The 26,468-nt window shown below is 43.5% G+C and carries 30 protein-coding genes and 1 pseudogene; 9 read left to right on the forward strand and 22 right to left on the reverse strand.

What is annotated here, in order from left to right:
- Window positions 1-133: 133 nt before the first annotated feature.
- From ACFVAD_RS01610 to ACFVAD_RS01620, 3 genes are all read right to left on the reverse strand, one after another.
- Window positions 134-1,681 carry an ATP-binding protein gene (locus tag ACFVAD_RS01610; protein ID WP_386635386.1) on the reverse strand — a complete coding sequence of 516 codons (1,548 nt, stop codon included), beginning with the start codon at window positions 1,679-1,681 and terminating at the stop codon, window positions 134-136.
- Between the two features lie 149 nt (window positions 1,682-1,830).
- The gene (locus ACFVAD_RS01615) at window positions 1,831-2,079 is read right to left on the reverse strand and encodes a DUF2552 family protein (protein ID WP_386635389.1); all 249 of its coding nucleotides are present in this window, start codon (window positions 2,077-2,079) and stop codon (window positions 1,831-1,833) included.
- Window positions 2,076-2,411, reverse strand: coding sequence for an iron-sulfur cluster biosynthesis family protein (locus ACFVAD_RS01620; RefSeq protein ID WP_386635392.1), 336 nt, complete (start codon window positions 2,409-2,411; stop codon window positions 2,076-2,078). The genes ACFVAD_RS01615 and ACFVAD_RS01620 overlap by 4 nt, the downstream gene beginning before the upstream one ends.
- A 166-nt stretch (window positions 2,412-2,577) precedes the next feature.
- On the opposite strand from ACFVAD_RS01620, the gene ACFVAD_RS01625 reads away from it, so the two are divergent.
- Window positions 2,578-2,790, forward strand: coding sequence for a CDGSH iron-sulfur domain-containing protein (locus tag ACFVAD_RS01625; protein WP_204417703.1), 213 nt, complete (start codon window positions 2,578-2,580; stop codon window positions 2,788-2,790).
- Between the two features lie 40 nt (window positions 2,791-2,830).
- Here the strand turns inward: ACFVAD_RS01625 and ACFVAD_RS01630 are convergent, their stop codons facing one another.
- Window positions 2,831-3,670 carry an SPL family radical SAM protein gene (locus ACFVAD_RS01630; protein WP_386635395.1) on the reverse strand — a complete coding sequence of 280 codons (840 nt, stop codon included), beginning with the start codon at window positions 3,668-3,670 and terminating at the stop codon, window positions 2,831-2,833.
- 95 nt (window positions 3,671-3,765) lie between these two features.
- Between ACFVAD_RS01630 and ACFVAD_RS01635 the strand changes: the two genes are divergently transcribed.
- A complete protein-coding gene (locus ACFVAD_RS01635; RefSeq protein ID WP_386635398.1) occupies window positions 3,766-4,005 on the forward strand; it encodes an HPr family phosphocarrier protein in 240 nt (79 codons plus the stop codon).
- A 91-nt stretch (window positions 4,006-4,096) separates the two neighbouring features.
- Here the strand turns inward: ACFVAD_RS01635 and ACFVAD_RS01640 are convergent, their stop codons facing one another.
- Together ACFVAD_RS01640 and ACFVAD_RS01645 are read right to left on the reverse strand one after the other, a co-directional pair.
- Window positions 4,097-4,423, reverse strand: coding sequence for a YolD-like family protein (locus tag ACFVAD_RS01640; protein WP_386635401.1), 327 nt, complete (start codon window positions 4,421-4,423; stop codon window positions 4,097-4,099).
- Window positions 4,424-4,439: 16 nt separating this feature from the next.
- Complete coding sequence (locus tag ACFVAD_RS01645; RefSeq protein WP_386635404.1) at window positions 4,440-5,696, reverse strand: Y-family DNA polymerase; 1,257 nt, start codon at window positions 5,694-5,696, stop codon at window positions 4,440-4,442.
- A 180-nt stretch (window positions 5,697-5,876) separates the two neighbouring features.
- Between ACFVAD_RS01645 and ACFVAD_RS01650 the strand changes: the two genes are divergently transcribed.
- Window positions 5,877-6,068: a YqzH family protein gene (locus ACFVAD_RS01650; protein ID WP_386635407.1), complete on the forward strand. Its 192-nt coding sequence runs from the start codon at window positions 5,877-5,879 to the stop codon at window positions 6,066-6,068.
- Window positions 6,069-6,088: 20 nt separating this feature from the next.
- On the opposite strand, the gene ACFVAD_RS01655 is transcribed toward ACFVAD_RS01650, so the two are convergent.
- The 4 genes from ACFVAD_RS01655 to ACFVAD_RS01670 all read right to left on the reverse strand — a co-directional run bounded on the left by ACFVAD_RS01655 (window position 6,089) and on the right by ACFVAD_RS01670 (window position 9,602).
- Entirely contained in the window at window positions 6,089-6,523 is a 435-nt protein-coding gene (locus ACFVAD_RS01655; protein WP_386635410.1) for an NUDIX hydrolase, read from the reverse strand.
- 56 nt (window positions 6,524-6,579) lie between these two features.
- Entirely contained in the window at window positions 6,580-7,230 is a 651-nt protein-coding gene (locus ACFVAD_RS01660) for a zinc dependent phospholipase C family protein (protein WP_386635413.1), read from the reverse strand.
- A gap of 85 nt (window positions 7,231-7,315) precedes the next feature.
- Window positions 7,316-8,533, reverse strand: a complete 1,218-nt coding sequence (locus ACFVAD_RS01665; protein ID WP_386635416.1) for an MFS transporter — start codon at window positions 8,531-8,533, stop codon at window positions 7,316-7,318.
- 22 nt (window positions 8,534-8,555) lie between these two features.
- Entirely contained in the window at window positions 8,556-9,602 is a 1,047-nt protein-coding gene (locus ACFVAD_RS01670; protein WP_386635419.1) for an ArsR/SmtB family transcription factor, read from the reverse strand.
- A gap of 368 nt (window positions 9,603-9,970) precedes the next feature.
- Between ACFVAD_RS01670 and ACFVAD_RS01675 the strand changes: the two genes are divergently transcribed.
- Entirely contained in the window at window positions 9,971-10,156 is a 186-nt protein-coding gene (locus tag ACFVAD_RS01675) for a hypothetical protein (protein ID WP_386635422.1), read from the forward strand.
- A 54-nt stretch (window positions 10,157-10,210) separates the two neighbouring features.
- On the forward strand, window positions 10,211-10,690 hold the full coding sequence (locus tag ACFVAD_RS01680) for a hypothetical protein (protein ID WP_386635425.1): 480 nt from the start codon (window positions 10,211-10,213) through the stop codon (window positions 10,688-10,690).
- 77 nt (window positions 10,691-10,767) lie between these two features.
- Here the strand turns inward: ACFVAD_RS01680 and ACFVAD_RS01685 are convergent, their stop codons facing one another.
- The 4 genes and pseudogenes from ACFVAD_RS01685 to ACFVAD_RS01700 all read right to left on the reverse strand — a co-directional run bounded on the left by ACFVAD_RS01685 (window position 10,768) and on the right by ACFVAD_RS01700 (window position 14,569).
- Window positions 10,768-12,453, reverse strand: coding sequence for a hypothetical protein (locus tag ACFVAD_RS01685; protein WP_386635428.1), 1,686 nt, complete (start codon window positions 12,451-12,453; stop codon window positions 10,768-10,770).
- A gap of 113 nt (window positions 12,454-12,566) precedes the next feature.
- Window positions 12,567-12,989: pseudogene (locus ACFVAD_RS01690) on the reverse strand (NUDIX hydrolase).
- A 10-nt stretch (window positions 12,990-12,999) separates the two neighbouring features.
- On the reverse strand, window positions 13,000-13,482 hold the full coding sequence (locus ACFVAD_RS01695; protein WP_386635433.1) for a DinB family protein: 483 nt from the start codon (window positions 13,480-13,482) through the stop codon (window positions 13,000-13,002).
- 274 nt (window positions 13,483-13,756) lie between these two features.
- On the reverse strand, window positions 13,757-14,569 hold the full coding sequence (locus ACFVAD_RS01700; protein WP_386635436.1) for a DUF2935 domain-containing protein: 813 nt from the start codon (window positions 14,567-14,569) through the stop codon (window positions 13,757-13,759).
- 163 nt (window positions 14,570-14,732) lie between these two features.
- Between ACFVAD_RS01700 and ACFVAD_RS01705 the strand changes: the two genes are divergently transcribed.
- Both ACFVAD_RS01705 and ACFVAD_RS01710 read left to right on the forward strand, forming a co-directional pair.
- Window positions 14,733-15,230 carry a hypothetical protein gene (locus ACFVAD_RS01705; protein ID WP_386635439.1) on the forward strand — a complete coding sequence of 166 codons (498 nt, stop codon included), beginning with the start codon at window positions 14,733-14,735 and terminating at the stop codon, window positions 15,228-15,230.
- A gap of 121 nt (window positions 15,231-15,351) precedes the next feature.
- Window positions 15,352-15,627: a DUF3889 domain-containing protein gene (locus ACFVAD_RS01710; protein ID WP_386636022.1), complete on the forward strand. Its 276-nt coding sequence runs from the start codon at window positions 15,352-15,354 to the stop codon at window positions 15,625-15,627.
- A gap of 165 nt (window positions 15,628-15,792) precedes the next feature.
- On the opposite strand, the gene ACFVAD_RS01715 is transcribed toward ACFVAD_RS01710, so the two are convergent.
- From ACFVAD_RS01715 to ACFVAD_RS01725, 3 genes are read right to left on the reverse strand one after another with little or no spacing between them, the layout of a single operon-like run.
- The gene (locus tag ACFVAD_RS01715; protein WP_386635442.1) at window positions 15,793-16,368 is read right to left on the reverse strand and encodes a hypothetical protein; all 576 of its coding nucleotides are present in this window, start codon (window positions 16,366-16,368) and stop codon (window positions 15,793-15,795) included.
- Window positions 16,369-16,421: 53 nt separating this feature from the next.
- Window positions 16,422-17,216: an SDR family NAD(P)-dependent oxidoreductase gene (locus ACFVAD_RS01720; protein WP_386635444.1), complete on the reverse strand. Its 795-nt coding sequence runs from the start codon at window positions 17,214-17,216 to the stop codon at window positions 16,422-16,424.
- Complete coding sequence (locus tag ACFVAD_RS01725; protein WP_386635447.1) at window positions 17,213-18,193, reverse strand: MBL fold metallo-hydrolase; 981 nt, start codon at window positions 18,191-18,193, stop codon at window positions 17,213-17,215. Before ACFVAD_RS01725 ends, ACFVAD_RS01720 begins: the two co-directional genes overlap by 4 nt.
- Window positions 18,194-18,908: 715 nt before the next feature.
- Here ACFVAD_RS01725 and proC point away from each other — a divergent pair.
- Window positions 18,909-19,748, forward strand: a complete 840-nt coding sequence (proC, locus tag ACFVAD_RS01730; protein WP_386635450.1) for a pyrroline-5-carboxylate reductase — start codon at window positions 18,909-18,911, stop codon at window positions 19,746-19,748.
- Between the two features lie 420 nt (window positions 19,749-20,168).
- Here proC and ACFVAD_RS01735 read toward each other — a convergent pair whose 3' ends face one another.
- The 4 genes from ACFVAD_RS01735 to ACFVAD_RS01750 all read right to left on the reverse strand — a co-directional run bounded on the left by ACFVAD_RS01735 (window position 20,169) and on the right by ACFVAD_RS01750 (window position 23,953).
- On the reverse strand, window positions 20,169-20,441 hold the full coding sequence (locus tag ACFVAD_RS01735; RefSeq protein ID WP_386635453.1) for a S41 family peptidase: 273 nt from the start codon (window positions 20,439-20,441) through the stop codon (window positions 20,169-20,171).
- A gap of 5 nt (window positions 20,442-20,446) precedes the next feature.
- Window positions 20,447-21,229, reverse strand: coding sequence for a nucleotidyltransferase domain-containing protein (locus ACFVAD_RS01740; protein WP_386635456.1), 783 nt, complete (start codon window positions 21,227-21,229; stop codon window positions 20,447-20,449).
- Between the two features lie 81 nt (window positions 21,230-21,310).
- On the reverse strand, window positions 21,311-22,231 hold the full coding sequence (locus ACFVAD_RS01745) for a GNAT family N-acetyltransferase (protein ID WP_386635459.1): 921 nt from the start codon (window positions 22,229-22,231) through the stop codon (window positions 21,311-21,313).
- 120 nt (window positions 22,232-22,351) lie between these two features.
- Complete coding sequence (locus ACFVAD_RS01750) at window positions 22,352-23,953, reverse strand: M20/M25/M40 family metallo-hydrolase (protein WP_386635462.1); 1,602 nt, start codon at window positions 23,951-23,953, stop codon at window positions 22,352-22,354.
- A gap of 138 nt (window positions 23,954-24,091) precedes the next feature.
- On the opposite strand from ACFVAD_RS01750, the gene namA reads away from it, so the two are divergent.
- The gene (namA, locus tag ACFVAD_RS01755) at window positions 24,092-25,108 is read left to right on the forward strand and encodes an NADPH dehydrogenase NamA (protein ID WP_386635465.1); all 1,017 of its coding nucleotides are present in this window, start codon (window positions 24,092-24,094) and stop codon (window positions 25,106-25,108) included.
- A 337-nt stretch (window positions 25,109-25,445) separates the two neighbouring features.
- On the opposite strand, the gene rnz is transcribed toward namA, so the two are convergent.
- A complete protein-coding gene (rnz, locus tag ACFVAD_RS01760; protein ID WP_386635468.1) occupies window positions 25,446-26,366 on the reverse strand; it encodes a ribonuclease Z in 921 nt (306 codons plus the stop codon).
- Between the last annotated feature and the right edge of the window lie 102 nt (window positions 26,367-26,468).

Below are 26,468 nucleotides of genomic sequence, written 5' to 3' on the forward strand. Positions count from 1 at the left end.
TTTTTCTTTTTCATACTTTTCACCCTGAGAGTTATATAAGAACATTATAAGAACAGTTATCCACAATTTAAAGGGGTTTATAATTTCCTAAACAAATATAAAGGTGTCCTTTTATATTTCAGGACACCTTCTCTTATGTTTGCGGTAGAATGATATCCACTATCGCTCCGCCGTCTTGCTTATTATGAATGATCAGCTGGCCATTATGAATGGTTTCCACTATCCTCTTGCAGACCATGACCCCAAGGCCGTTGCCATCTTCTTTTGTAGTAAGGAATGGTTGACCCATCCTCTTTAGGATATGCTCCGGAAATCCGTCCCCATCATCCATAAAACGGATCAATATACTCTCAGGGTTGGGTGATTCGACCGTTATGTCAATCCTTCCATTGTGGCCGACTGCTTCCACACTGTTTTTCACAAGGTTGATGAATACCTGCTTTAGCTGATTAGCATCACAAAAGATAGGTTCTATATCTTTAAAGCTATGGGTGATTTCGATATTTTTGCTGATTGCGAAACTCGATAAGAGCACCCCGATTTCTTTTACAAGTTCCCGGACATCATACCAGTCCTTCGCTTGTACGGTCGGTCTCGACAAAACGAGAAATTCGTTTGTAATCTGGTCAATTCTCTCAATTTCATTTAGCATGATGGCTGGATAGGTGTCACTGTATCTATTTTCCTGAACAAGCTGAATGAATCCCTTTAATGTGGTGAGCGGATTTTTTATCTCGTGCGCCACACCCGCTGCCAAATGTCCGACGATGGAGAGTTTCTCAGCATTTTGGATATAGGCCTCCGTCAATTTATACTCCGTTATATCGCGGATCTGAATCAGGGTCCCTGCCTGAAATGGAAAAAAGTCAACGAGGCAGGTTCTATTTTCCGTTCCATTCTGGAGAATTATCTCGTAATCCTGTAGTTCTTCATCTTGCTTTTTGTATTGTTCATGAACCTCTCTTAGCTGCAATATATCCTTAATGGAAGAGTAGTCAGGTATCTTGTCCAGGATGGCTTTCGCTTTTGGATTTACTTTTACTATACTTCCACTTTCATCAAGGACGATGTAGCCGGTTTTGGATTGTTCCAGGATCATCTGATTCATTTCATCGAGATAGCGGTTCTGCTCGCGCAAATCCAATTCCCGTTCAATGGAATCCACCACAGTTTCCAACGAAGCCATAATCATCGGATTCGCTACATGCAGGAATGTCATCATGGAAATCGTGCCGATTACTTTTTTCTGAAGAAACAACGGGACACTGTAGCAGGCCGTTAGATGGAGAAATTGATAATAGTGATCATCCCCTATCACCTGCACCGGCATCTGTAGCTCCAGTGCTGCAAGAACGGAATTCACCCCTGCCTTCTCTTCCGTAAACTGGACCCCCTTTTGCAGTCCGATTTGATTGACCACCGTATCCTCGAGACTTTCATCTCCCATATATTCAATAATATTCCCCTTATCATCTGTCACTGCAACCAATAAGGGAATTCCTTTGCTTTTCCCTAAAAATTTATCCATAAACAATCTAATAATATGTAATCTCGCTTTATATTCACCTTGTATTCTGGCAAGTTCCTCATTGGATAACCTTGTAAAGACAGGAATTACATTTGGATCTAACTTATACTCAAGGCATCTTTCCCGTACCTTCGCTATATAATTATCCAACATGTCTATCAACCCTCTTGACTTTAATTTACTTTATACGTAAAAAGTATACCCTAGTGTGTCTATATGTGCACGAAGTTCTCGGTGATTCTGGATTGCAAACAAAATAGCCAAAGAGTCAATCTCTGGCTTGTTCCACAGTTTTCTATTAATTAACCCAGCACATCCGTAATACCTTCCATATTTGCCGCTATCCACTCGATGGCAACATCCAAGCTTGCAAATTCCTGCACTTCAAATGTCACTTCGTCCTGCAGAAGCCATACATCCTTATCTTCATGATTGATGCCGCCAATCGACCAGTGCAGTAGGCTGTACGGGTGATTATTGTTCAGGAAGGATGCCCAGGTTTTGGATTGAGCGGCATTCCTTAAGGAGTTGATTTTGCCCTCGACACTCATTTCGTTCCCTCCACTACGAGTAGTGACATGCGAGGGTTCAAAATCTGGCTTGGACACTTCAGCATGTATGTGTTGGCGCTCTCCACGAAATCGACCGTCATATCCTCATCGAAGAAGAGCAACTTTGACTTTTCCATTAATAGTGGCCCGACATTGGTGTCCAATGCCACATCATCGTCCTCTTTCTCCGGTGTGATCCATAATGCGGAGACCCCGCTCACCACACACCCGCATCCGTCTGTATCATATTTAAGCTTCAACCATTTCCCTTCCTGGTTTTCAAGCTTTGCTTTTACTCGTTCTGCTGCTGTTTCTGTGAACGTTACTTTCACGTTTCATGCCTCCACTGTTTCATTGTTAGCCTGATTGTACCATATTTTACCCGATTGTATAACCAGAAGGCATTTGGAAAGGATGGTAGGGGTACAAGTTCTTATTGTAAAATTGGGTAATTGTAGGTACGATACTAATATCTGAATATGAAGGAGGGTTTTACCAATGTCAAAAGTAACGATCAAAGTCCTGGATAACGGGGGTTTCCGTGTAACCGGAGATGTCGAGCTGATTGATGCAGAAGGCAATAAATTCCCGGACAAGCCTGCATTTACACTTTGCCGCTGCGGCCTTTCCAAGAAGCTTCCATATTGCGATGCTTCCCATAAAGGGAATTTCGAGTCCTGTGTGCGGGCTGAGCAAGTATTGAACGACTAATACGGTTCAGCCTATCATGTACATAAAAGAGTATGGGCCTTTACGGTTCCATACTCTTTTTTGGTGGCATGAACCCTTCTGGACTAAGGATCAGCTTCTCGGGTGAAAACACCTCATTCAGTTTGTCCCAGACGCGTCTCTGGACATCTCCCTCATACCACTCTTCCTTCTCCAATCCGTCAAACCGCTCCCCGATTTTCAACCGGTTTGTCCGCTTGCCACCGCTTCCGTCACCTGTAAAATCATCCACACAAATACGGTCCACAAGTCCTGTAAGCTTTTCCGGGAATCTATCCGAAAATGGCAAGGCCGGGGCTACGGCTGCCTGTACTGGAATGCCTGCTTCCCTCAATTCCCTTAATGCCTTCAACCTGGCGGGAATGGGCGGTGCTGCAGGGGAAAAGCGTTTCCGCACGTCCTCGAGATCGGTTTCCACGGTAATGCTGACCATCACTTTCTCCCCAAGCTTCGCCAACAAATCAATATCCCTTGTCACCATGGGACTTCTTGTCTGTACAAACAGAAAGTCAGGCTGGATTTCCGCCATCACTTCCAGTAAGGTTCGTGTAACCTGCTCCTTGTGCTCGACTGGCTGATAGGGATCTGTGCTCGATGACATGAAGATGACAACCTGCTTTTCTTTTTTCCGAAGCAGCAGCAACTCCTTCTTTAGCTTTTCTGCCACCCCTTTTTTCACATCCACCCAGGTCCCCCACTCCTGTTTCCGAAACAATCCGACCGGGCTCTGCCTGACATAGCAATAGGAGCATCCGAAAGCACAGCCGATATACGGGTTCAAGGAATGGGTATAGCCCTCGAGAAATCCGCTTGTCGGAGTGAGGATTTTTTGCGGTGTCTTTTCTGTCACGTCTATTTTCATGTTCTTTCTCCTCATTTGATATCAATATTTTTCTCTTGTTGTTTCCATCATTTTCTCTATACTATAAGTATTACAGTCCAAAGGGGAAGATATAAATGAAACTTAAAGTGTTAAAGCCCATTTTTGCGGAATCCGCCAGCAGCCTTGTCAATACAACAAGCTCTTATCCTGGCACGGTACTGTTTAAAAAGGAGCATTGGGTAGTGGATGCGAAAAGCCTGCTTGGTGTGCTGGCTCTTGCGCTTCAGCCAGGCCAAGAGGTTGAAGTCACTTCCGATGAGGGTGACGAAGTGTTTGCAGCGATTTTGGATCTTGGCTATTTTGAACAGGTCTAAATAGGATTAGATCAGACGCATCTGCGTGCAGTCTGACCTTTCTTTTCATTGGCATCCTTCCTCTTTCATGGGGAAGGATATTCGTCTTTTTTCAGGAGATATCCAAAATATTTTCCAGACATAGGTAGCTCGCCTCACCAAACTTATCCACTACATGCAACCGGCGCTGGTAGGCATCCAAATGATGCACCGCTCCTACGAACAGATGGTATCTTCTCTTTTCATAATAGGTTATGGTTACTTCCTTACCCGTTTCCATCGCTTCGCAAAACAGCTCATTCATTTCTTCGAGTCGCTGTTCGTCGAGTTCCGGTTTTGTTTCATATAGATCTTCCTTTGTCCAGTCCCGCAGCAGCTTCACATGCTCCGGCAGCATCATGGACGTCCATTTGATGGTTCCTCGATCACGTATTGCCATACTTGCTGCACCTCCTTTATGCTTTATGTCCGCCAACCAGTCTGCTACGATGCTTCGCCGTTCCTGCATTTGTATAGGAAACCGCCCGAAGCAATGCATTCGAGCCATGCTTTCCGCGAATGCGATCCATCACGTAGCCGAGCTGTCTTTTCTTCGGGCGCTCGAGTTCAAACAGGCTAAGCTGCATCTCGCTGTCGTCGATGATGTTTGAGATGGAGACAGCTATTTTTCTCACCGTCTTATGCTCGTAATTCTCTTCGAACAATTCCAAGCAGGTGTTGTAGAGATCCATGGTAATATTCGTTGCCCGCTCCATCGTCCGGGAGCGATAGAAGCCTCCACCAAGTTCGTCGCGGCTATATCCGATTCCAAGGCTGATCGTCCGACCGGCTTTCCGGTGATGGCGCGTCCTTCTTGCCACCTCCTCGCAAATTTCCAGAAGGACATGCTTCACTTCCTCCGGGTCGGTGTAGTCGCGCATCAGGATTTGGCTTTTCCCGAAGCTGATCTGCCCTTGGATGATGGGCGCACCGAGCTCTGACAGATCGATGCCCCATGCATGATGATAAAGCTGATTACCCATGATCCCGAATTTCTTCTCCAGCAGCTCAAGCGGATAGTTCGCAAGCTGGCCCACGTTGAAAATCCCCATACGGTTGAGTGTTTTTTCCACTTTTGAACCGATTCCCCACATTTCACGCAAAGGCGAAAGGGGCCATAGTTTCGTTTTGACATCCTCATAGGTCCATTCGGCAATGCCCTTCTTTTTTGCTTCGAGGTCCAGGCAGAGTTTGGACATCAGCATATTCGGTCCGATTCCGATGGCACATGGAAGCTGAAATTCCCGCTCCATGTCTTCTTTTATTTTCTGCGCAATGATGGTGGCATCCCCCCAAAGGCCTTCCACTCCGTCCACCTGCAGGAAGCTCTCATCGACACTATACGTGTGGATCGCATCCTTAGGGACGTACCGGTTGAAAAGACGGGTTATTTCGGTGGAGATGCGAAGATAGGTCGCCATCTGGGGATTGACCACGTGAATACGTTCATCATTTGGTATCTCAAATCGACGGGAGCCCGTTTTTATTCCGAATTCCTTTTTCAGCATCGGGGAAGCGGCAAGGACGACACTCCCCTGCCTCTCTGTATCCCCGACTACCGCCAAATAGCAGGAGAGCGGGTCGAGCCCCATCATGACAGCGGAGCAGCTGGCATAGAAGCTTTTCATATCTACGCAAAGAATCTTGTTGTTTGGCATCTGGCTGTAATCCATTTTAGGGTCACACCTCTCTAAAACAGAATATATGTTCGTATTAGTAGTATATACCCAATGATAAGCGAATATACGTTCGGTTTCAATGGTAAATTCCAGTACTTTTTCCGACATTTTTCGACGATGGGCTCATCTTTTGAGCGCAAATCCTTTATACTAAAGGAATAACGGGGTGAAAACGTGGAAAATAAATTATTGCGCAAGATGATCAGAAATTGTTTCATTCAGTACCAGCATGACCTCGAATCGGTGCCGCTGAGTGAAGAGGATTACATAAGGATGACAGCAGAAATTACGGAGATTTTACAGACGGAAGAAACTGATGTGTTTGAAGTGGTCAATGATGTAGTGTATGAATATTTGAGCCAGTAAAAAAGCTTGAGATCGGAGTCTCAAGCTTTGACTTTAATGACAGCCTCGGCTGCCTTTATGCTATCGATCAACCAGACAGGGGCATCTGGGTGCCCGATGATTTCCTCGGCGGTGAGCCAGTGTACCGACTCCACCTCATCCGGGCTTTTGACAAATGCCTCCTCCCCCTCCAATAGCTCGCAAAGATACACGATATCGATTACCTCGCTGCCTTCGTCCAGTATGAAGGAAGTGTTTCTCACATAAATCATCTCGTCCTTCACCTTTACTCCAACCTCTTCAAACATTTCCCTTTGGACGGTTCTCTCCAGAATATTGGAAGAGAAGCCTTCCGGATCGACCGTACCACCGACAAGTGATAACAATCCTCCAGCGTGGCCCTCTTTTTTACTCCGTTCTATCACTAACCACTTTCCATCCCGAAATACCGCGCCTTCCACATTTACATGAAACATGTAAAACTCCCCTTTCAAACTGCTTTTTTCATCAGTATTATCCGGTACTAGGTCAATTACCGGCGCCCACGATTAACATAACTTTGTTCCAAGGGTGGTTCATTGCTCCCCCCACTCCCGAATGCCTTGTTAATATGTATGATCCCTTTATCCACCGACGTTTCCACATACCCCACTATCTGCTCGAGGGTAAAAACCTTCAAAGGTGCTTTAAGGTCCTCGGTTGGATACTGCATATCCCCTTTTACAAACGGCAGGAAATCCAGCACATCCTTTGTGGTCACTTCCTCTAGATCAACCATTGCGCTACTGTGCTCCATTTCCTCCAACACTTCACGATCCAGTCCGTAATAATCCAACAGCTTCGCATTCAGAAGGCGGAAATCCTCATGATAAAGCGCCAAAATATTTCGATCCTGCTCCATTCTGTTTTTCAGCCAAGGCAAGTAAAACCCCTTCAGCCAAAGGTCATCTGCGATTAGATGTGTGTAGTATCCAAGAATATAGTCCAATTGCCGGGAGGAACGGTATTTTTCCAAAAACCCACTGTAATCGATCATTCTGGAATAGTCCTGAACATCTCCGGTAAAGAAGTGGGACAGGTCCTTGGGGGAGACGGCATCCGGTGCAATTCCCCCTAAAAGGAAAGCAGATTTATTTGTAACGGAAAATTTTTCAGCGATTCTATTGGCAATGATAAGGTGCATGATACGAGAACCTATTTTGCTCACCCTTTCATTAATGGAATAATTATGAAAATTATAACATTTTATTAGGAGTATGTGATATTAATTAAGCAACTTTTCCTTTCGCCGTCCTACCATCCAAAAACTTGAAATAAGGATGCGTCATCCCCACAATGGAAACAGTAGAAATAATGGTGCCAATCAAAATATACAACGGCCGGATGCCCCACATCTCACTTAATATCCCACCGGCAAGTACGCCGAGTGGCATGGCTCCCCTAATGATAAAAAGCCTTACGGAAAAAACTTTTCCCATTAGATGAGAAGGAATTGCCTGCTGGCTGATGGTAAGGTTATGGATGTTAAATATCGCCATTGCGATTCCTGCTATTCCTTCTGTCAAAAGTGCAGCATATATACTGTAGTTGAAGCCGAGCCAAAAGAAGGTCATTCCCCCTACCGTCAATGCACCTAGCATCAGAAATCGGCGACTTTTCACCTTTATTCTACCGACCATGAAGGAGCCGATCACATAGCCTAAAGGGAAGCTCGCCATGAAATAGCCGTAATGTGCATAGGTTCCAGCCAGTTCACCTGTAATATAGGGAAGCGTGATGACCATGGTCACTCCCACTCCAAATTGGACAAATGCCAGAAAAACACCAAGCCACACAATAACAGGCTGCTTGAAAAAGTAGACCATTCCTTCCGTGAACTGGCTTATCCATGACTTTCGAATTTTTTCTGCAACCCTGTTTTCCTGGATAAACAACAGTAAGAATCCACTGGAAAATAGCAATAGACTAACAGCTGTCAGAGTAGGCTTAACGCCAAAGTAATCTGCCACCAACCCACCAGTGACTGGGGCCAGAAAGGTCATTAAACGAAGCGTTCCATCAAGATAGGCATTGGCGACATGTAGCTGTGAGGTTGGAACAATCGTTGGGGTCAAAGCTTGAGAAGCTGGTGTATAAAGGGGCGTGATTAACCCGACTGCCATCTGGACAGCGAAGATATGCCAGGGCTGCAGGCTTTCAGTCGTAAGTGCAAGCAGGGGCAACAGAAAGACCAGTCCCCTCATCCATTGCGAAATGATCATCGTCCATTTTCTGCTCCACCTGTCAATAAACGGTCCGATAAACAACTGCAATACAAGTGATGGAATAAAATAAAGCAGCCACATACTAGATAGTGCCAGTGTTGAACCTGTCAATTGATAGATAAGAATGGAATTGCAAAAGGTGCCAAACGCCCCTCCCAATTCCGAGGAGGCCGTTCCCATCCATACAAATAGAAAGGAACGGTTTTTTAATATATTCCTCAATCCCTCACACCCTTTTGTGTTGTCATTGCTCTAAATACAGCGCTAATTCTTTTGCTAATGATCGAACAGCATTTTTCTTAAGAACATATTTCGAATCGTGAATCGCCACCAGCTTGGCTGCTCTCAAAATTTTCAGGTGATGATGTATGGTGGATTTACCAATGTTGAGATGTTCTGTGATGTCTTGAAGGGTTCGATCTTTTTCATGAAGGAGCTTAACAATCTGGAGACGAACCTCATCGCCCAATGCTTTATGCTTTAAAACCAGAAAGTTGTCAGGGACATATTTATTGTCAGGAAACATGCTTTCATTCGAAATAGGATAATAGAAAACCTTCATTCCCTCGATGTCTGCCTCAATATTCCATGGACGATAGATATATTGGGGAATTAATAGAACCGTTGACACACCTGGCTCAGATTGGTATGTCACTCCACCTGTCGCCCATTCCACAAGCTCTTCCGGACTCATTTTGTGACCCATTTGTTTTTTTGCTTCACCATCTGTCTTCAAAAATGATAAAAGTCCATCAGCGCTATCGTTTCGTATCACTTCCTCATACCAACACGTAAAAACAGATATAAGGTGTTTTTTTAGAACCTCCACCTCTACATGAAAAATATATTCTATATAACGAGGGAAAAAGGGATTATCTTGTGACAGAGCTTTCATTTCTTCCAATGCAGCAAGATTGCCTGATGCCGTCTGTTCTCTTATGGATTGGTAGGTCTCCCCAATAAAAGGAAGGCAATGAAATCTGAATTCTTTTTCCGGGAGCCTGCTGATATTGGAAATAAAATCTGGTAATTCATTGAATTCTTCCCTATGAAGGAGCTGAAGAAGAGCTTTCCATGAATTATCCCGTTCCACTATAACCAACTGTTCCCTTAATTCTTCTGAAAAAGAACTCTTTAACTTGTCCCAGTATGACTTTGGTTTTTCCAAGCTATCCAATAATGGGGTATTGGTAAAGGCAGCGATCCCCAATGCACATTCCCATAGCAAGGAGTACTCCACTCTGATCTGATAGGTCTCCCTCTTCCTGCTTGTCAGGTTTAAAACTTCCATTTTTACCATCCTCACCTTCAATTGTTTGAATACTCTAATTCTATATATAACGAATTAAATATTCAACTTTTTTCGAATTTTGTCTCAAAAAAAAGATCATGTATGCTTTTCATTCACTAATGACTATAGCCGTTTCTGCAAAACCAACTCGTCCCTTATAGGAATCCCGTCATAACCTCTGCAAAGGAACTATCATCGTGCTCATCCCCACTCACGAGTTTATTTATATTAATATATTTACTTTTCGAACGTAATAGTCAAGATATTCAGACAGTTAAATGGAATAATTATGGTATTATAAGAATAAATGGTATTACTCTGATAGTCAGGAATATAGCTGAAGAATATTACATAAAGGGGAGAGAAACTTGAGGAATGACAGATTAGCAGCAGTATATATGTTATGGGCCCTGGTAGTCATTATCGAGTTATGGTGGTTTCATAGCGTATTACCAAGCAACGCTGCCGACCTTGCATTTGTGGTGACAGTAATAGGCGTTACTCTTGTAATGGGTGCAGTAGGGTTAAATTTGCTTGGAAAAACAAAGGGGTAAAGATAAAAGGAACATGGATTTACATAGGAGATACTGGTAGATGGGTGGAATCCAATGAAAAAATGTATTGTTCTTACGATATTTTGTTTCACCTTATTTTTAACGGCTTGTTCCCAAAGTGAAGAAGATAAAGAAGAATATTCAGGAATTATTAGTGATGGAGAAGCTATGGGCTATCAGTATAGCATAGCAAAAGAGCAAAATACCTTTACTTGGCAGGTTGGCTACAAAGGAGATATTTCTAGCATCATAGAAAGTATCGACAACGAAGATGATTTAGAAAATTTTATGAGTGCGGTCAGTGATTGTAAAGTACTTTCAGCAAAATTTATCATATCGGCATCTTACCTTTTAATTATTGTCATTACAGCTTTTATTCTTTATAGGAAAAATAGAAAAATCCTTAAAGAAGGCAGTGCAATTATTACTATACTGGCAGTGATTGCTATATATACAGCCTTTTGGTCATCAGTTGAACTAAGTAGATCAATACAGGATGCAAAATACTATTATTTGATATTGACTAATTATTAAAAACGCAGGATTTCAAAAACCCTGCGTTTTCTGATGCAATTTAATAGCTTCTGTGGAAAAAGATCGCACAATTTCAATTATTCTTCAATAAACGGCCTCTCACGCAAATGCTGCGTCTGCTCTCTCAATACATAGGAAAAGTGGTCATAGTTCACCCACTTCAATGGAACTTGAAGATGCAGAGAATTTTCTTTATTAAAGATTTCGATTTGCTTCTTGTTGTATTTCACCTTTTTTATGTCCTGAATGCGGATCGCTTTTGTGTCCTTTCCTCTATTCACAATAAGCTCCTGTCCCACGATGGAAATTTTGCTGCGCTTGATTTTCCACATTTCATAGGCAGTCAGAAGCAGACCAAGCCCAGTAAATCCGATAGAAATGTACACCTCATCATCTACCCCATTTAACAGCACTCTCACCCAATGCGAAATGAGAATCGCGTAGAAGAACCACAAGCCTTTTGGTAATTTTGGTGCACTTTCATAATGAACTTCTTCATGGTATTTCTGACTCATCTCTTCCCGTCTTGAAAAGAAATCCTGCTTATGCCCATCCAGGGATTTAGAGTCTAGCTCTACAAAATCCGTGTATGTTCCTTCCCAGACATGGGCAGTATCATCCCCGTCCTCGAGCGAATAGCCGCCGACCCAAGCCACATAATCGGTGCCGGATTCCTTGAAGCTCATCAGATAATAGCGCACGGGCTGTTTGTATTGATTTTCCGTTTCAATCGTATCCTGCACATGGATCTCTTCCGGAAATTTGTTCATCAACCTACCTTCTTCATCCCTCAGGTAGACAAGATAAGTGAAGAGTTTAGCTTTTGCCAATAAAGGCTGCTTCTTTTCCTTGATTGGATATAGGTGTTCCTTGTTGCTCGATTTCAGGTCCCAATAGAGGCCCTCGGCACTTTCGAGATTGGTCGCAAGTTCCTCGATTAGACCATTTTCAACATCTATGTTCTTTTCGATGCACACATGAATCGCCTTGGAGCGGATGACAGGGTCATTAAACCCTAAGGCTTCCCTCAGATTCTCTTCCGCTTCCTTTGAGTAATAGTAGTTCATCAGCCCGATTAACAGATTCATATGATAACGGACGGTAAAATAGCTTTCCTTCCAGGAAGTGTACACAAATCTGGCATGATAATCTTTGTCGTAGGAAAAGTACTCTTCCCTCAGCTTTTTATAGTCGGAAAGAATCAGTGGAAGAACGTCTTCCTTTCTGTAGCCCCATTCCAGGTCGGATTCGTTGATGGCAGTGATAAATTCATACATCGTAAATTTATAATGAGGAGAATGTATCTTTTCAAAAGTACGCTCCACTACATCCCGCAGAAAGACAGGGTATTGAGTGAGCTGATCCACAGGAAGCTGAACCTCCTCGTTTTTCATCATAGCAACGAGCTTCTCTTCCATTTCATAAAATAATTCCTCATCCTCGGTCGCCAAGAATAATTCCAACACTCTCACTTTTGCATCCGAGGGCAGGCGGTCAAAATACTTTAATAATTGTTCCATCACCTCAGGCATGGGATAATCGCACACAAAGTCGATTAAATAATAGGAAGGGTTGTCCCACCCATCAACAGACTCAGGAAAATTGCCGGCAGCTAGCCTCACCATTTCCTTTAACAAATCGACCCTGATTTCCAAGTCCTTTTCGACCTTACATTCATACAAAGTGCCAAGTGCTTCAAAACGCTTTCCGGGATCCTCGCTCCTAAGGCGCTTCATCATACTTCTTATCTTCAACTCGTTCATCTCTTCACCTTTTTAGTAGAAATTTTCATATAAAAAATCAAGTTTTGGACTAATTCTAATGGACAAAAAATGAAATCACATCATCCTTTTGGCCTATGCAGAAAAATATAAACTCAATTGGCCTTATTAAGATTAATGCATCCGATTAAATCCAGCAAATAGTGTCTATCCTCCGGAAAAGAAAGCTTCAATTCCATCAATTCCTCTGCACTTTTCCAAGCAATTTCATGGATAAGATTGTCAGGATCCTGGATCTGCTACGTTCCTCCAACCACTCTCACCACAAAATAATGAACCTCCACGTCAATTCCGTATGTAGTTCCTTGCTTCACTTTCAATGAGGCAATCACTTCCACTTCAAACCCCGTCTCTTCCCTGAACTCCCTCACACAACATTCTTCAAAGCTTTCGTCTTTCTCCAATCCGCCAGATGGGACCGTCCAGACCTTCTCTTCGTCTGGCTTCCCCTGTAGGACCATCAGAATCTCTTTATGTTCATTGATGCAGACGCCTGCTGAACCGTACCATTTTTGCATGGTAATCACCTCACTTTTCTTGAATAACTAGGCCCCTACCAATAAGGTTGGCAGAGACCGGCTTGCGGCCCAATTCCCTTGACCATACTGATAGCTGCCCGATGTGATGTATTTCATGTGCAAGGGTATGGTGCATTACTTCGCCCCAAGTAAACAGTTCAACTCTGCCATCCCGCCCAGGAAGGTGTAATAGCTTGTTCTCCAAATTGCTGTCCCAATCTGTCACAAACTGCTGCACTTCCGGTCGGAAGGAAGCATCCAATTCACGAACCAATTTTAAACTGCTGTAGTCCTCAAACTTACCTGTAAATTCGGATTTCCCCTGTAAGATCCGGATCCAGCTCCACTCCACATCAGCAATGTGAAAAAGGGTATGCAGAATACCACCCACTCCACCCGTCCGTTCCTTCAACAGCTCAACTTCCTCCACTTCTTCACACCAGCGGTACCACTCTTCCCGTACCATCCAGTTGTACTTGAACATCATCTCCATGCTTATCCCTCCAAAATAATGCTTACAGTCTATATTCCTTAAACATGGAAAAAATCCCTTTTTATTGCGGCTCTTTTCTGCTGTCAATTGAGCGAAGCGGTATCGTGCAAAATTGCTCGGCATCAACTTTACCATTTTCGGCACGAACTCTGGTCACTTTGGCACGAACTCTCTACTGTTTGGCATCAACTCCCCATTGTTTCGCACGAACTCAGCTACAATCAAAAAATGAAATGGCCCTTCCAATTGCGGAAGCGCCATTTCATAGATATTTTTAATAGGAAATCCTTTTCAATGAGCATTTACTCGCCTCATTCTGTAGATCTGGCGCAAAATAGCTGAGCTTTTTGATAAAATAACAGGTTTCCGGAAAATGATGCTCCAGAAATGTTAACGTGGAATCGTTTAGCAGCTTATTTTCTTTGAATTTATGAACCATAGTAGAAATATACTGGCTCATTTCCAAGGTTGTCTGTCCGACCTCGTTGGCGAATTCCCTCTGCCTGGCAAAACCGGGCTCTTTGAAACGCAGATATCCTTTTAATATTCGATTTTGCACCATAAAGCCCTGATAAATTCCAATATAGGCCTCTGTTTGACGTCTTGCAGCAATTTCGATTGGGTCCAGCAAATCCTCGAACAGCAATGCATGACCCAGTTGATCTTCGAGCCACAAATCCATCAGATTTACTAGAGGAAGATGCTCGGGTTCTTTCCCCTGAACCAAATGGCTTAAAATCCTTAGATACTCTTGATTCTCAGCCAACGTACCATTCAAATAGGTAGGGGATAAATTCAGATTCACCTGGTTATCGATTCTAAGGGCTTGCAACTTTCCCTCAAAATCAAAATAACCCTTCGCAACTGGCCAGACCCTCTGAGAAAAGTAAATCATGGTTTCATCTGAGTGATTAGCGGACTTAGAAATATTCCCCAACATATTATTGAGCTCGCCGAACCAATTAATATACTGCTGAGCAGTTTTCACATATTCCACTTCTGTGGGTGAAAGATGGTCCCTTATAAAATAAGCATGATCTTGTAAAATTCCCAGCCAAAAAAAATGCTCTTCCCATACTGAAATCATATAGTTTTGCAAATCTCCTCCCTCTCCATTCCCTCTACTATATATTTACGACAGGAATTTGGAAGTAGAAATGATTTATCGTATTTTAATAAAAATACATGCACATATCTTGATAAAGATTAGGAAAAATATACTTATCATGAACCATAAAGGATGTAAACTAATGCGAAATACAAGAAACTTCATTATATTTTTAATGACCATATTACCCTGGGTCACTGCCCCGTTTATGGGGAAGTCGTCGTTTAAACGGTTTCTTCCGGGGACCATTTTTATGTGTTTATATGTAACTGTAGAGGGGTTGGTAGCGGAAAAGAGAAAATGGTGGTGGTTTCCATTTGCAATTAGACCGAATGTCTTGGGTGAAATGCCACTGATTTTAGGGCCTTTCTTTGTTGGATCTCTCTGGATATTGAAATACACCTTTGGAAATTTCAAGCTATATATGAAGGTAAATATAATTATTGATACAATATTTACTTATTTTATGCTCGATTGGTTTAAAAGAATTGGATATGTAACTCTTGTGAGGTTCTCCAAGATTCAGTTATCACTACTTTTTTTGGTGAAATCAATCCTGATGTATGGATTTCAGGTAATATATGAAAAGTATTCACCGCCCCCTCACGCACTATGTTCAGAAAAAGAAACTATAAAGTAAGGAGCAATGCTATTCATTTTGTTCGTGAAATCTAACAGAATAGGAGGAAAATAAAATGAGAGTGCTGGTTGCATTTCTTATGATTTTTTCAATATATGCAGGGATAAGCCCATCATTTAATATGAAAGAGATGGCATACGCCAATACAAAATTAGAAGTTCCCCCTTACGCTAATTGGGGGAAAATGGCCATGCAAAAAACTAAGGAGAAGTATCCAAATGCCGATATCATTGACTACCTTCATGTGGGCAGAAAGAAAGGGGAGCAGACCTCAGTTGAAACTTTCCGTCTCTGGTTAAAAGAAGATCAAAAAGAATTTGGTGTAAACGTTGATATTGAGTTTGAAAACGAAACTGAAAGAGTGATAAAAATTTCATTTAAGGAAATTCAAGGTTAATGCTAAAATTGTTCTCCATTCCCCCGCAAAGAAACACGTACTAGATGAAGCACTCATACTATACTTCAAATAAATGAAACCTCATGTACGGCTTTCCATCATTATAGGAAGAAAGCATAAAAAAACGGCTCGCATTAATCAAAAATGCGAGCCGTTTTTTATTTCTTAGAGTTGAACTTCCACTTCGACCGGTTCAGTATCCTCTAAAAGATTTTTTAGTGTAACCTTATATTTGCTGTCCTCTACCTTTTCAACCGCGTCCACATGCCATGGATCACCGGCTTTGACTTCCCCTAACGCTTTTTCAATAGCCTCCTGCTCGTTCCCGTCCTGACCTGCATCCACTACCACTTTCAAAGCACCGGACTGCGCCGGGAAGGATTCCGCTACAATTCCTGTATTCCAGACAGTAACCTTCATTCCCACCTTCTGATCAGCAGCCTCCAACCCCTTGCCCTCAGTGTCCTCGACCTTTGTACTCTCTTCGAGGGTGTACATCGTCGCAGACACTCCTGAGCTGTTCGCGTGAGAACCTGTCACAAGGATACGCATGTTTCCTTCATTTGAAATGGAAATGATATGGCCAGTCAGATCCTCCACTGCCTCTTCATCTTCCGTGTTATCTGTTGGAGGTGCAGTGTCTGATCCTGTACCGTTTTGGTTGCCGTTATTGTCATTAGCCGTCCCGCATCCGAATAGTAGGAGAAAACAACTCAACATTGCAAAAAATTTCAATTTCATCTTTTTCACCTCTTTTTCCTATTTGACGAATTGTCCGAAAAAAGGTTACAAGACTATTTTTGGCGAAATGCCTTACCGGCAAATTTCTCAACAAGCCCAGGAAACAGCTGATAAAGCTTGCTCCCTATGCTCATCCAGCCAGGAAGATTTATTTCCCGCTTGTTGGTGAACATGGCATCCGCAATCTTTTTTGCCACCATGTCAGGATTCAGCATCCATTTATCGACCTTCTTTTTGTAATGGCCGGATGAATCTGCCTTATCAAAGAAGTTGGTGCGGATTGGACCTGGGTTGACCGCTGTAACATGGATGCCAGTATCATGGAGTTCCATCCTCAAACTGTTAGTGAACCCTAGAACTGCATGTTTGGTCGCAGCGTATACACTGGATTTTGGTGTGGCCAATTTTCCAGCCTGGGATGCAATGTTAATGATGTGGCCGCTGTTTTGATCCAGCATCGCAGGTAATACCTTTTTCGTGCAAGCAATCAAGCCGAAGACGTTCACTTCAAACATTTCACTCATATCGTCGAGTGACAATGTGTGCACCTCATCAAAGATTCCAAAGCCAGCATTGTTGACCAACACATCAATGGCAGGGATTTGCTCAAGCACTTTATCAAAAGCAGCATCCACATCCTCCCTGTTCCGTACATCCACGCGGTAGAATGGCGCGGAAATACCGGTAGCCATTTTAATTTCATTCGCAGCCTGTTCCAGCTTATCCAAGGAACGTGCCAGAAGCACCGGCGTGGCCCCACGTTTGGCAACCTCGAGGGCAAGGGCTTTACCGATACCACCTGACGCTCCGGTAATAACAATATATTTCCCCTTCCATTCCGCCATCAAGACACCCCTTCCTTCGCTTTATAACGATACGGAAGGGAAGCAGTATCCACTTCTATCCGTTCCATCTCCATCAGATAATCCACTTGCCCAAGCGTTTCAGATAACGTCAGTAATAGCTGTTTCTCAAACACTTTCGGGAAAAGATGCTGGCAGATCTCGTAGGCGGTTGCAGGATTTCCTTTTACAAAAGCCTCTACCTTGGCTGCGCGCTTTTCCTGCTGATGCAATCGTTCCTCCAAAAGCAGCTTCACGTTTTGCACTGTTTCCCCGTGGCCTGGAAGTACGCGTTTTATCGGCAATTTCAACATTTTTTTAATGGACGCCACGTAATCGATCATCGATTTTCTCCGGTCCTTTTCGCCCAGGTACGGCGGCTCGACCAAAGGATTTGGGGAGATATGTGCAAGAATCAGGTCTCCACCAATCATGGTTCCGCTCTTTTCGTCAAAGAGCACCAAATGACTGCTTGCGTGACCGGGAGTCTCGTAAATACTCCAGTCAGCAAGTCCCTCCAACCTATACCCTTCTTTCACAAAAGAAGTCAATCCCCTTTGACAGGAAAAACGAAGTGGCTTATCCATGGCCCCAAGAAGGGAATAAAAACGCTCCTCCACTCCCATTTGGGCGAACAACTCTCTATAAAATACATCATGTGTAGTGAAATAGCGTTGATCCTGCGTCATCCATGGATGAGCTCTTTCATGCCCATAAACTGGAATATTGGCAGGAAGATAATCAAGAAGGCCGACATGATCTGGATGATGATGTGTAATCAGTACTTGATCGATATCCAGCACCTTGAGGCCATGCTTTTTAAGCTCATTTTGAAAGACTTCCCATGCTTCCATCGTTCTTACTCCAGCATCCACCAGGGTCACTTTATCTGTAATAATAATGTAAGTATGTACATCTCCAACAGCAAAAGGAGTCGGTATGGTAATCTGTTTTATTTCTTGCTTACAAGAAAGCTGATTCATAGTAATCCCCTTTTTGTTTTGTCCGTTTTATGTAAGGATGGTTCGGTAAAATTATAACAAAATAATTGAACGCAACCACCACTGAATACCCATTCACTTAAAGAATGCACTATTTACACAAAAAAAGAAAGGGTTAATCTTCATAAATTTTAAAAATATCCCACTTCAATTATTCTTAAATAACAAGGCTCTTTTCGTAAAGTTAGTTATATATGACCGTAAAAAATCGGCTTTTCGATTTTTTTCCGAGATAAACGTCGCATTATTTACAAAGTAAAAAATCTATTACACCTGAAAAGAGCAAGATAGAATGGAAATTTACGTGTTTATGTTGTATTCGTCAAAAGCAACAATTTCTGCGAAAACAGCCAATAACCACAATCTTTTTTTTCTTGAATCGTGACAAATATCCCCTTGACATTCCTTCCGTCCCGTTGCATAATGTAAAAAATTATAAAAGATAACGTGACGAATGGGACCAGTAGAAGGAAGAAGGATGCAAGAGATGGAGGTTCACCGGCTGAAAGACCTCCTCATTCCCTGTTCTTTTGAACCTACCCAGGAACAATTAGGCAAACCTAATCGTCCCCCACGATACGGGAATGAAAGCTGGGTTTAACCAACCAATCAAGGTGGTACCGCGGATAAGACCTATCCGTCCTTATTTACAAGGACGGATAGGTCTTTTTCTATTTAAAAGAGGAGCGTGGAAAGAATGAAAATTGCTTTTATCGGTGCCGGATCCATGGCTGAGGCCATTGTTGCAGGACTTGTGAAACAGGAAATTTGTGATAGGAATAATGTAGTGGTGACCAATAAACAGGATAAAAACCGTCTTGTTATGCTTGCATCAGTATATGGCGTAAAAACGACAGAAGACAAAAATTTGGCTGTACAGGATGCGGATGTCATCTTTCTAGCGATGAAACCAAAGGATGCACGTGATGGCATACTTTCCATCCAGCCGTTCGTTAGTACCAACCAGCTAATTGTTTCCGTGCTCGCCGGGATATCCAGTGAAGTGATCGAGCAGCTTTTCCATCAGGACTTGAGGGTGATCCGTTCCATGCCGAATACATCCGCAGCAATCGGTTTATCTGCAACAGCCATCGCAAAAGGAAAATTCGCCACAAACGAAGATCTGGAACTTGTGCATTCCATCTTTTCAGCTATCGGATTATGTACGATCGTAGAAGAAGAACAGCTCCATGCAGTCACGGGCGTTTCAGGAAGCGGCCCAGCCTACATCTATTATATCGCAGAGGCGATGGAAAAAGCGGCATTGGCACAAGGACTTGATACAGAAATCGCAAAGAAACTCGTAAGCCAGACGCTGATCGGCGCCGCTCACATGCTACAGGAGACCAATAAGGATGCCGATGTCTTGCGTGCCGAGGTGACCAGTCCTGGCGGCACCACGCAACGCGGCATCTCCCTATTGAATGATTTGAAAGTATCCGAGGCGTTCGAAACATGCATCGACGGGGCGACCAAGCGCTCCAGGGAAATGGGCGAGGAGATTGCGGAGAGGTTGAAGGGGAGCACGTTGGACTGAGCTTGAAAAAAGAAGCAGCGAATTCAAAAGGAATTCACTGCTTCAGTTTGTAGACGAAAGTATTGGACTCCATCTTTGTCTACGGAATTTCGAAAAACGCTGAAGATTGGAGTGGAAGGAACAAAGACTCCAGCGCGAGGAGAGGGACATGGAAGACCCCACAGGAGCTTGCGCCGAGGAGGCTTCCGGACCGCCTTAGGATAGGCGAGGAAAAAAGGTCCATCTTAAGCGAGATGAGAGCCCTTTTCACCCCACGGACCCGGTAAAAGGTCCATCTTAAGCGAGATGAAAGCCCTTTTCACCTCCAAGCGAAGTGCCTGGAACGGAAATCCTAATTTAACCAAAAAACGAAAAAACTGTAGACAGATACGTTGATTATCGAGTTTGTCTACAGTCTGAAGCAGCGAATTCAAAAGGAATTCACTGCTTTTGGTTAATTATTTCAATAGCTTTATCCAACAACTCATCTTTACCCTCTTTGATCCCTTTAATAGTAGGAGTCAGGTAAATGTCAGGAATGATTCCTATCCGCTGCGTTTCTCTTCCGTCTGGATAGTAAACACCAATTCCTGAAATGGATGTATGAATTCCACCTGGTAGGGTAAAAGTTGATATATTCCCATCTGCTGCTGCCGTAGTACTTCCTATTACAGTAGCATTTTCAGCTGTACGAAATAGTTGAGTATTCAGCATTGTGTTTAATTTCTCAAATTTACAGAGGTATTTTTTTGGGGGAACGAAGAGATCATTCGTTCCCAAAATGGGCTGATTTTTCCAGGGTCTGAAACCCTAGAGAAAACCCATTCAGTTTCACTGGCTATCAAGTCGCATATAAGTTGGACTGCATATTTATGTTTATTGGGGGTCATGGTCTCATAAACTTGTTTTATTTCCTTTAGAATTCCTTCTGGTAGTGATGACTCAATTGTTTTCATTCCCAATTGTGCCCTGTCCGGATTGTACCTGTGCAACAACACTCTTGATAGATGTGTCATGACATGGTGGAGCATACTAACTGCCCATATGTCATTGCCTCGATCAGCTGATTTTTTATATTGGAAAAGGAACCACGCGACATCGTCTACTGCGTCCTGAAACTCTTGGTCTGACAATTTTAAATTCTGATTTTGATTGAGCTTCTCTAATTTATTGTTTGGGTCGAAGAAGACTTTCATGAAATCCTTTTCGATATATGTACGTTCCGTGACTGTATACATGTCTACATGGACAAAATTCTCATAGACTGCGATAATTTGAGGTGCAACGATAAAGATATCATCATAATATAGCAATTTGTTATAGGACTCTAAATGTCGGACCCTGTTTTGAAGAAATTCCTCTACATCTTCTTCGTTCACCAGGCAATAAAGGTCTATATCTGAATGCTCGTCCTGTTCGCCTCGCCCTATTGAACCCTGGACCCTATTGTCCTGTTTAAGACTATTTAGAATAGCCTCTATTACATCATTTAATATCATCATGACTCCCCCTCGAATATACGCATTGAACAAGTTAAAAGTTCCTGTTCTTGGCATTCGTCCACCTAGAACAGGAACTCTTTTTTATATAGATAGACCGAACTCAATCTTCACATCAATCACTTTATATCCCAATGATAGATACAACGGGATTGCCTTCTCATTTTCACCGAATACGCCCAGTGTCGCCTCCGTTTTCCCTTTATCTTTTAGGAATTTAAGAGCTTCTGTTATGACAGCCTTCGCTACGCCTTTTCTTCGCCATTCTGGCAATACAAAAATGTTCTCTGTTGCCCCGCGGTTTTCACCCAGGCCCCATGTCATGCAGCTGCCGACAACCTGATCTCCCTCAAAAGCGGTAAACGTATCCCATTCGGATCCTGATTTCGTCCATCTGAGATGATTGAGGCTCCAGGAGACCCCATTCCCATCTCCCTCTCCTTCCGCTTTAAGATACTGCTGTTCTTCTGCCTCCGTTTTCATTTTCCAGTTTTTTATTCTGATATTTTCAGGAAGTGGCGCATCAGGAATCGGCTCAGTCAAATCTCTTTTCATGATGATATGATTCCTGGTAACAACGAACCCTTTCGAGAGGTAGAAATCCATTTCCTCGAAATCATCGGAGTCGATATTGTGACTTACTACTACTTTTTTATGAGGATAGGAATCTCTCATTTCTTGTGCCTTCCTCAATAGCTGCTGCAATAGTTCATCCAGGCAGGCTTCAGCCCCTGCAAAATGCTCGTTTATCTCGAGCTCCAGATTTAATTTATGGATGAATTCGGAATCATTGTCGCTATCTTCAATCCTGCACCATGTTTGATCTGGGACCACATGACCAAAGGCATAGATTTCCCCTTCAGAATTTACCGCACAATAAATATTTTCCGGCTTAAAGTCTTTGTTGAATCGATAATAGAGCATGGATAAGAAGTTGATGGAACCTATTTTTTCCGCATCCTTTTCTAGATAATTTCTAATCTGATAATCCATTGTCTTCCCCATTGAGTTGTCCTCCCAGACTGCATACGAGTAAATTGAATATTATGAACTATTTTAACATAATTAACCAATTTGTATATAAAAAAGAATGAAACCATCGTGATTTCATTCTTTTTTCATCCATTATAAATTTCTCACAAAATCAGCCAGAATAGGCGGAAACTCTTCAAATGAAAACTTGGTGTTCAGTCTTTCCGTCCACTGATGCGGATCTTTTCCGACTGGCCCCAGATTGAAAACCGGGATCTGCAGCTCTTCCATTTCCTTGAATGGAAGCATGTAGGTGGCACCATAGACCGGTATGTTATGCGGCAGACGGTTCTTCGCTGTGTAATCCCCTTTTCCAATGAAACTCAAATCACACAATCCGGGGAAATAGCGCTGTTCCACGAATTCAACATTGGCTTCCTTTTCCCATTTTGAAATGAAAGCACGTGCAGTATCCATCATCTCTTCATCCTCGGTTACAACCGCTGGGTAATATGGGGGTGCAAAGAAAAGGACAATCATCGGTCCAAGCTCTTTGCATAGGGAAGCAACCTCTTCCACCACTTTGATTGACTGTTCACGCACATCGAGATGTGAGAAAGCAGTGATGACTGACGAAATCCTCAAGTCCACTTCGTGATCGCCATGAACTTCTTTCGCTTTTTGCAGGAGATCCTGATAAGTATAAACGGCAACTTTGACGGGAATTTCCTTAAATGAAGTAAACTGCTTGTACCGTTCCACCTTACCTCGAGAAAATTGTTCAATATTTGCCGCAGCCTGCTTCGCGATGGACAGCAGTTCAACCTCCCATTCCTCCAATGATTTCTTCATGAAAAGTACATTGTATAAGGTCACCGCTGTATGCGGGATTTGAACGGAATACTCATTTTTAAGGTCTTTTTGGATCAGGCTTGTCGGGGGCGGCGTCACTTCCGAACCTACCTGCTCGCACAGGTCTGTGTTCCACTCCATCAATCTGCTGATTTCCGAAACCATCAGATTTGCATTCAGTCCTGAGAGCGGCTCTCCGACATGCGTTTCCTTGCCATAGCAGAAGAAACCGGGCAAAAGCTTTCCTATCGATCCGGAATAAAGATAAAGATTGTCATCACCAGGATATTGTTGAAACATCGGTTCAGAATTGACACATGCCTTAAAAGTAATATCATGCTTCCGGGCAATTTCACTTAGAGCAGGAAGCGCTTGCAGCATCCCCTGGGAGTTGACCTCTTCATCCGGCACGGTCAAAATCAGCAGGTTGCCATCCCATTTTTCTGCAACCGCCTTTTCGAGCAAGGACATCTGAAGGGCTAGTCCCGCTTTCATATCCATCACACCGCGTCCGAAGAGCCACTCGCCTGATTGCAAGTGCTCTCTTGCTTCAGTAGGAAGTACTTCGGCATAATTCTCCAGTTCCCTGGTTAACTCCACCGGCTGGAATGCCAATTCCTTCAGCACGCCATAATCCTCTACCCCGACCACGTCGAAATGACTGACCAGGACGATGGTTTCCTTTTTTGCAGACCCCTTAACAAGGGCGGTAACAAAGGATCGCCCGTCCTCCATGCGATGCAGCTCCAGATTGCCAGGCTGCGCTTGAAAATAATCCAGATGGTTCAACTGATAATAAATAAAAGAAGCAAGCCTTTTCTCTTCACCTGATAACGTCACACTTCCGTGTTGGACAAGGGATACCAATAGATCCGTCAACTGCTCTTTCGTCTGCCAGCGCATCTCTTATCCTCCTCTAGTTCGTAGTATTTTGCTCCTATCATACTATTAATTCCTGCAAATGAACACCTATCTTTTGGATGTCGAAAAAACATTTGATATAATATTTTAGGTACTCGAAATAAATAGGAGGAATGACAAATGAAATCAGCTCTTTTCTCACCATATACGGTAAAAGGCGTTACCTTAAAGAATCGCATTGTGATGTCCCCTATGTGCATGTATTCCAGTCATAACGAGGATGGGCAAGTGGAAGACTGGCATATGACGCACTATGTGTCACGTGCAGTCGGCCAGGTTGGTCTCATCACGGTCGAGGCCACTGCGGTACAACCGCAAGGGCGCATCTCCGCACAGGATCTTGGAATCTGGAGTGATGAGCACGTCGCGGGATTCAAGGAATTGAATAGACAGTTGAAAGCGCACGGTTCCGCCACTGCGATCCAGCTTGCACATGCTGGCCGCAAAGCTACGGTGGAAGGCGATATCTACGCTCCATCTGCTTTGGCATTTAACGACAAAATGAAAACACCTGTGGAAATGACGCAGGAGGATATAAATGAAACGGTGGAGGCATTTGTGGCAGGTGCGACACGTGCCAAGGAAGCCGGCTTTGATATCATCGAGCTTCACGGTGCACACGGTTATCTGATCAATGAGTTCTTATCCCCGCTGACCAATAAACGGGAGGACTCTTATGGCGGCAGTACAGAAAACCGCTATCGTTTCCTTCGTGAAATCATTGATGCGGTGAAGGCGGTATGGAGCGGCCCTCTATTTGTTCGGGTTAGCGCAAATGACTATCATCCAGAAGGGCTTATTGCTGAGGATTATGTAACCTATGCTTCCTGGATGAAAGAGCAGGGCATCGACCTGGTGGATGTGAGCTCCGGGGCTGTGGTACCTGCTCAGATTGATGTCTACCCTGGCTACCAGGTAGGGTTCGCCGAAACAATCAAGTCCGGTGCCGGCATTGATACTGGTGCAGTCGGGCTGATCACAAGCGGGTTGCAAGCGGAGGAGATCCTGCGTAACGGCCGTGCCGATCTGATTTTCGTGGCGCGCGAACTCTTGCGTGACCCATACTGGCCAAGAACCGCTGCGAAAGAGCTTTGTGTGGAGATTGAAGCACCGAAGCAGTATGAGCGTGGCTGGTAGGATTATGGTTGCGGGAGGTGCCTGACCCCCGCTACTTTAAAGTGATAAAATTTGGAGCTCTGGCTGCGCGGTGGGATTGTCCGGTCAGGGTTTTTTGGTTTTTTTGTGGCACCGTGAGTGCGCGAGAAATAAGTCGGTTGGTGTCGTTTAATCGATATCCGGTTCATTTTCTCGTTGATATATGAATAATTCCGTTGATATATTCATTCATTGATATATCCATTTTTTCGTTGATACCCAAGTTTGCCAACCATCTTTTCAGCCCCACTCTCCGCCAAAAGTAGATGTCCTCGCAAAAAAAGATGTCCCATCACCCCCAGGACACCCCTTTTCATCATTATTTTATTTCAATCACATCAAAATCTCCGACAACTTTCACCCTAGGGAAGATACCAAGAGCTTCTTTTTCCAACACCAGCACATCGTCCTTCTGATACCTTGCGCTGATATGAGTCAGCAACAGCTGCCCGACTCCGGCATCAAGCGCCACTTTGGCCGCCTGGACAGTCGTGGAATGAAAATATTCGTGTGCCAGCATTTCATCCCCAGCAGCAAACGTCGCCTCATGAACAAGCACATCCGCCTCCGCTGCCAACTCAACCGACATTTCATTGTACCTTGTGTCTCCAAGAATCGTGACCACTTTCCCCTTTTTTGGTGGACCGATAAAATCGACCCCATGAAAGACCCGGCCATCGGCTAATTCGATGGATTTCCCTTCTTTTAACTGCTGATAATGCGCTCCTGCAGGTATTCCTGCCTCTTTTACTTTATCCATCAATAACGCCCCTGGCAGTTCCTTCTGCTCGATGCGGAACCCATACGATGGAATGCCATGAACCAACTTCTTCCCGAAAATCCTGTACTCCTCTTCCTCGAGGATCATACCTTCCTCATCAAACTCTACAATATTCAACGGGTATTTCACATGAGTCATGCTTACCGACAAGGAAATTTCTATATAATCCTTTATCCCCTTTGGTCCATATACCGTTAAAGGTGTTTCCCCACCTTGGAATGATCTGCTGCTAAGTAAACCGGGCAATCCAAAAATATGATCGCCATGTAAATGGGTAATAAAAATTTTTGATATCTTCCGCGGTTTTAACGATGTATGTAAAATTTGATGCTGCGTGGCTTCCCCGCAATCAAAGAGCCAGAGCGAACTTTCTTTATCATCTATATGCAAGGCCATCGATGACACGTTACGATGCTTGGCCGGAACTCCAGACCCGGTTCCTAAAAAAGTTATTTTCACCTTCAACCTCTCCTTCTTCCTCCATTATACTCAAATTGTAAAAAAAGCATAAGGGGATGGAAGCGGGCACTCATTGTAGTACAATGAAAATAGAACGGATAA

The sequence above is a fragment of the Sutcliffiella sp. NPDC057660 genome (genome assembly GCF_042800035.1).
Classification (GTDB): domain Bacteria; phylum Bacillota; class Bacilli; order Bacillales; family Bacillaceae_I; genus Sutcliffiella_A.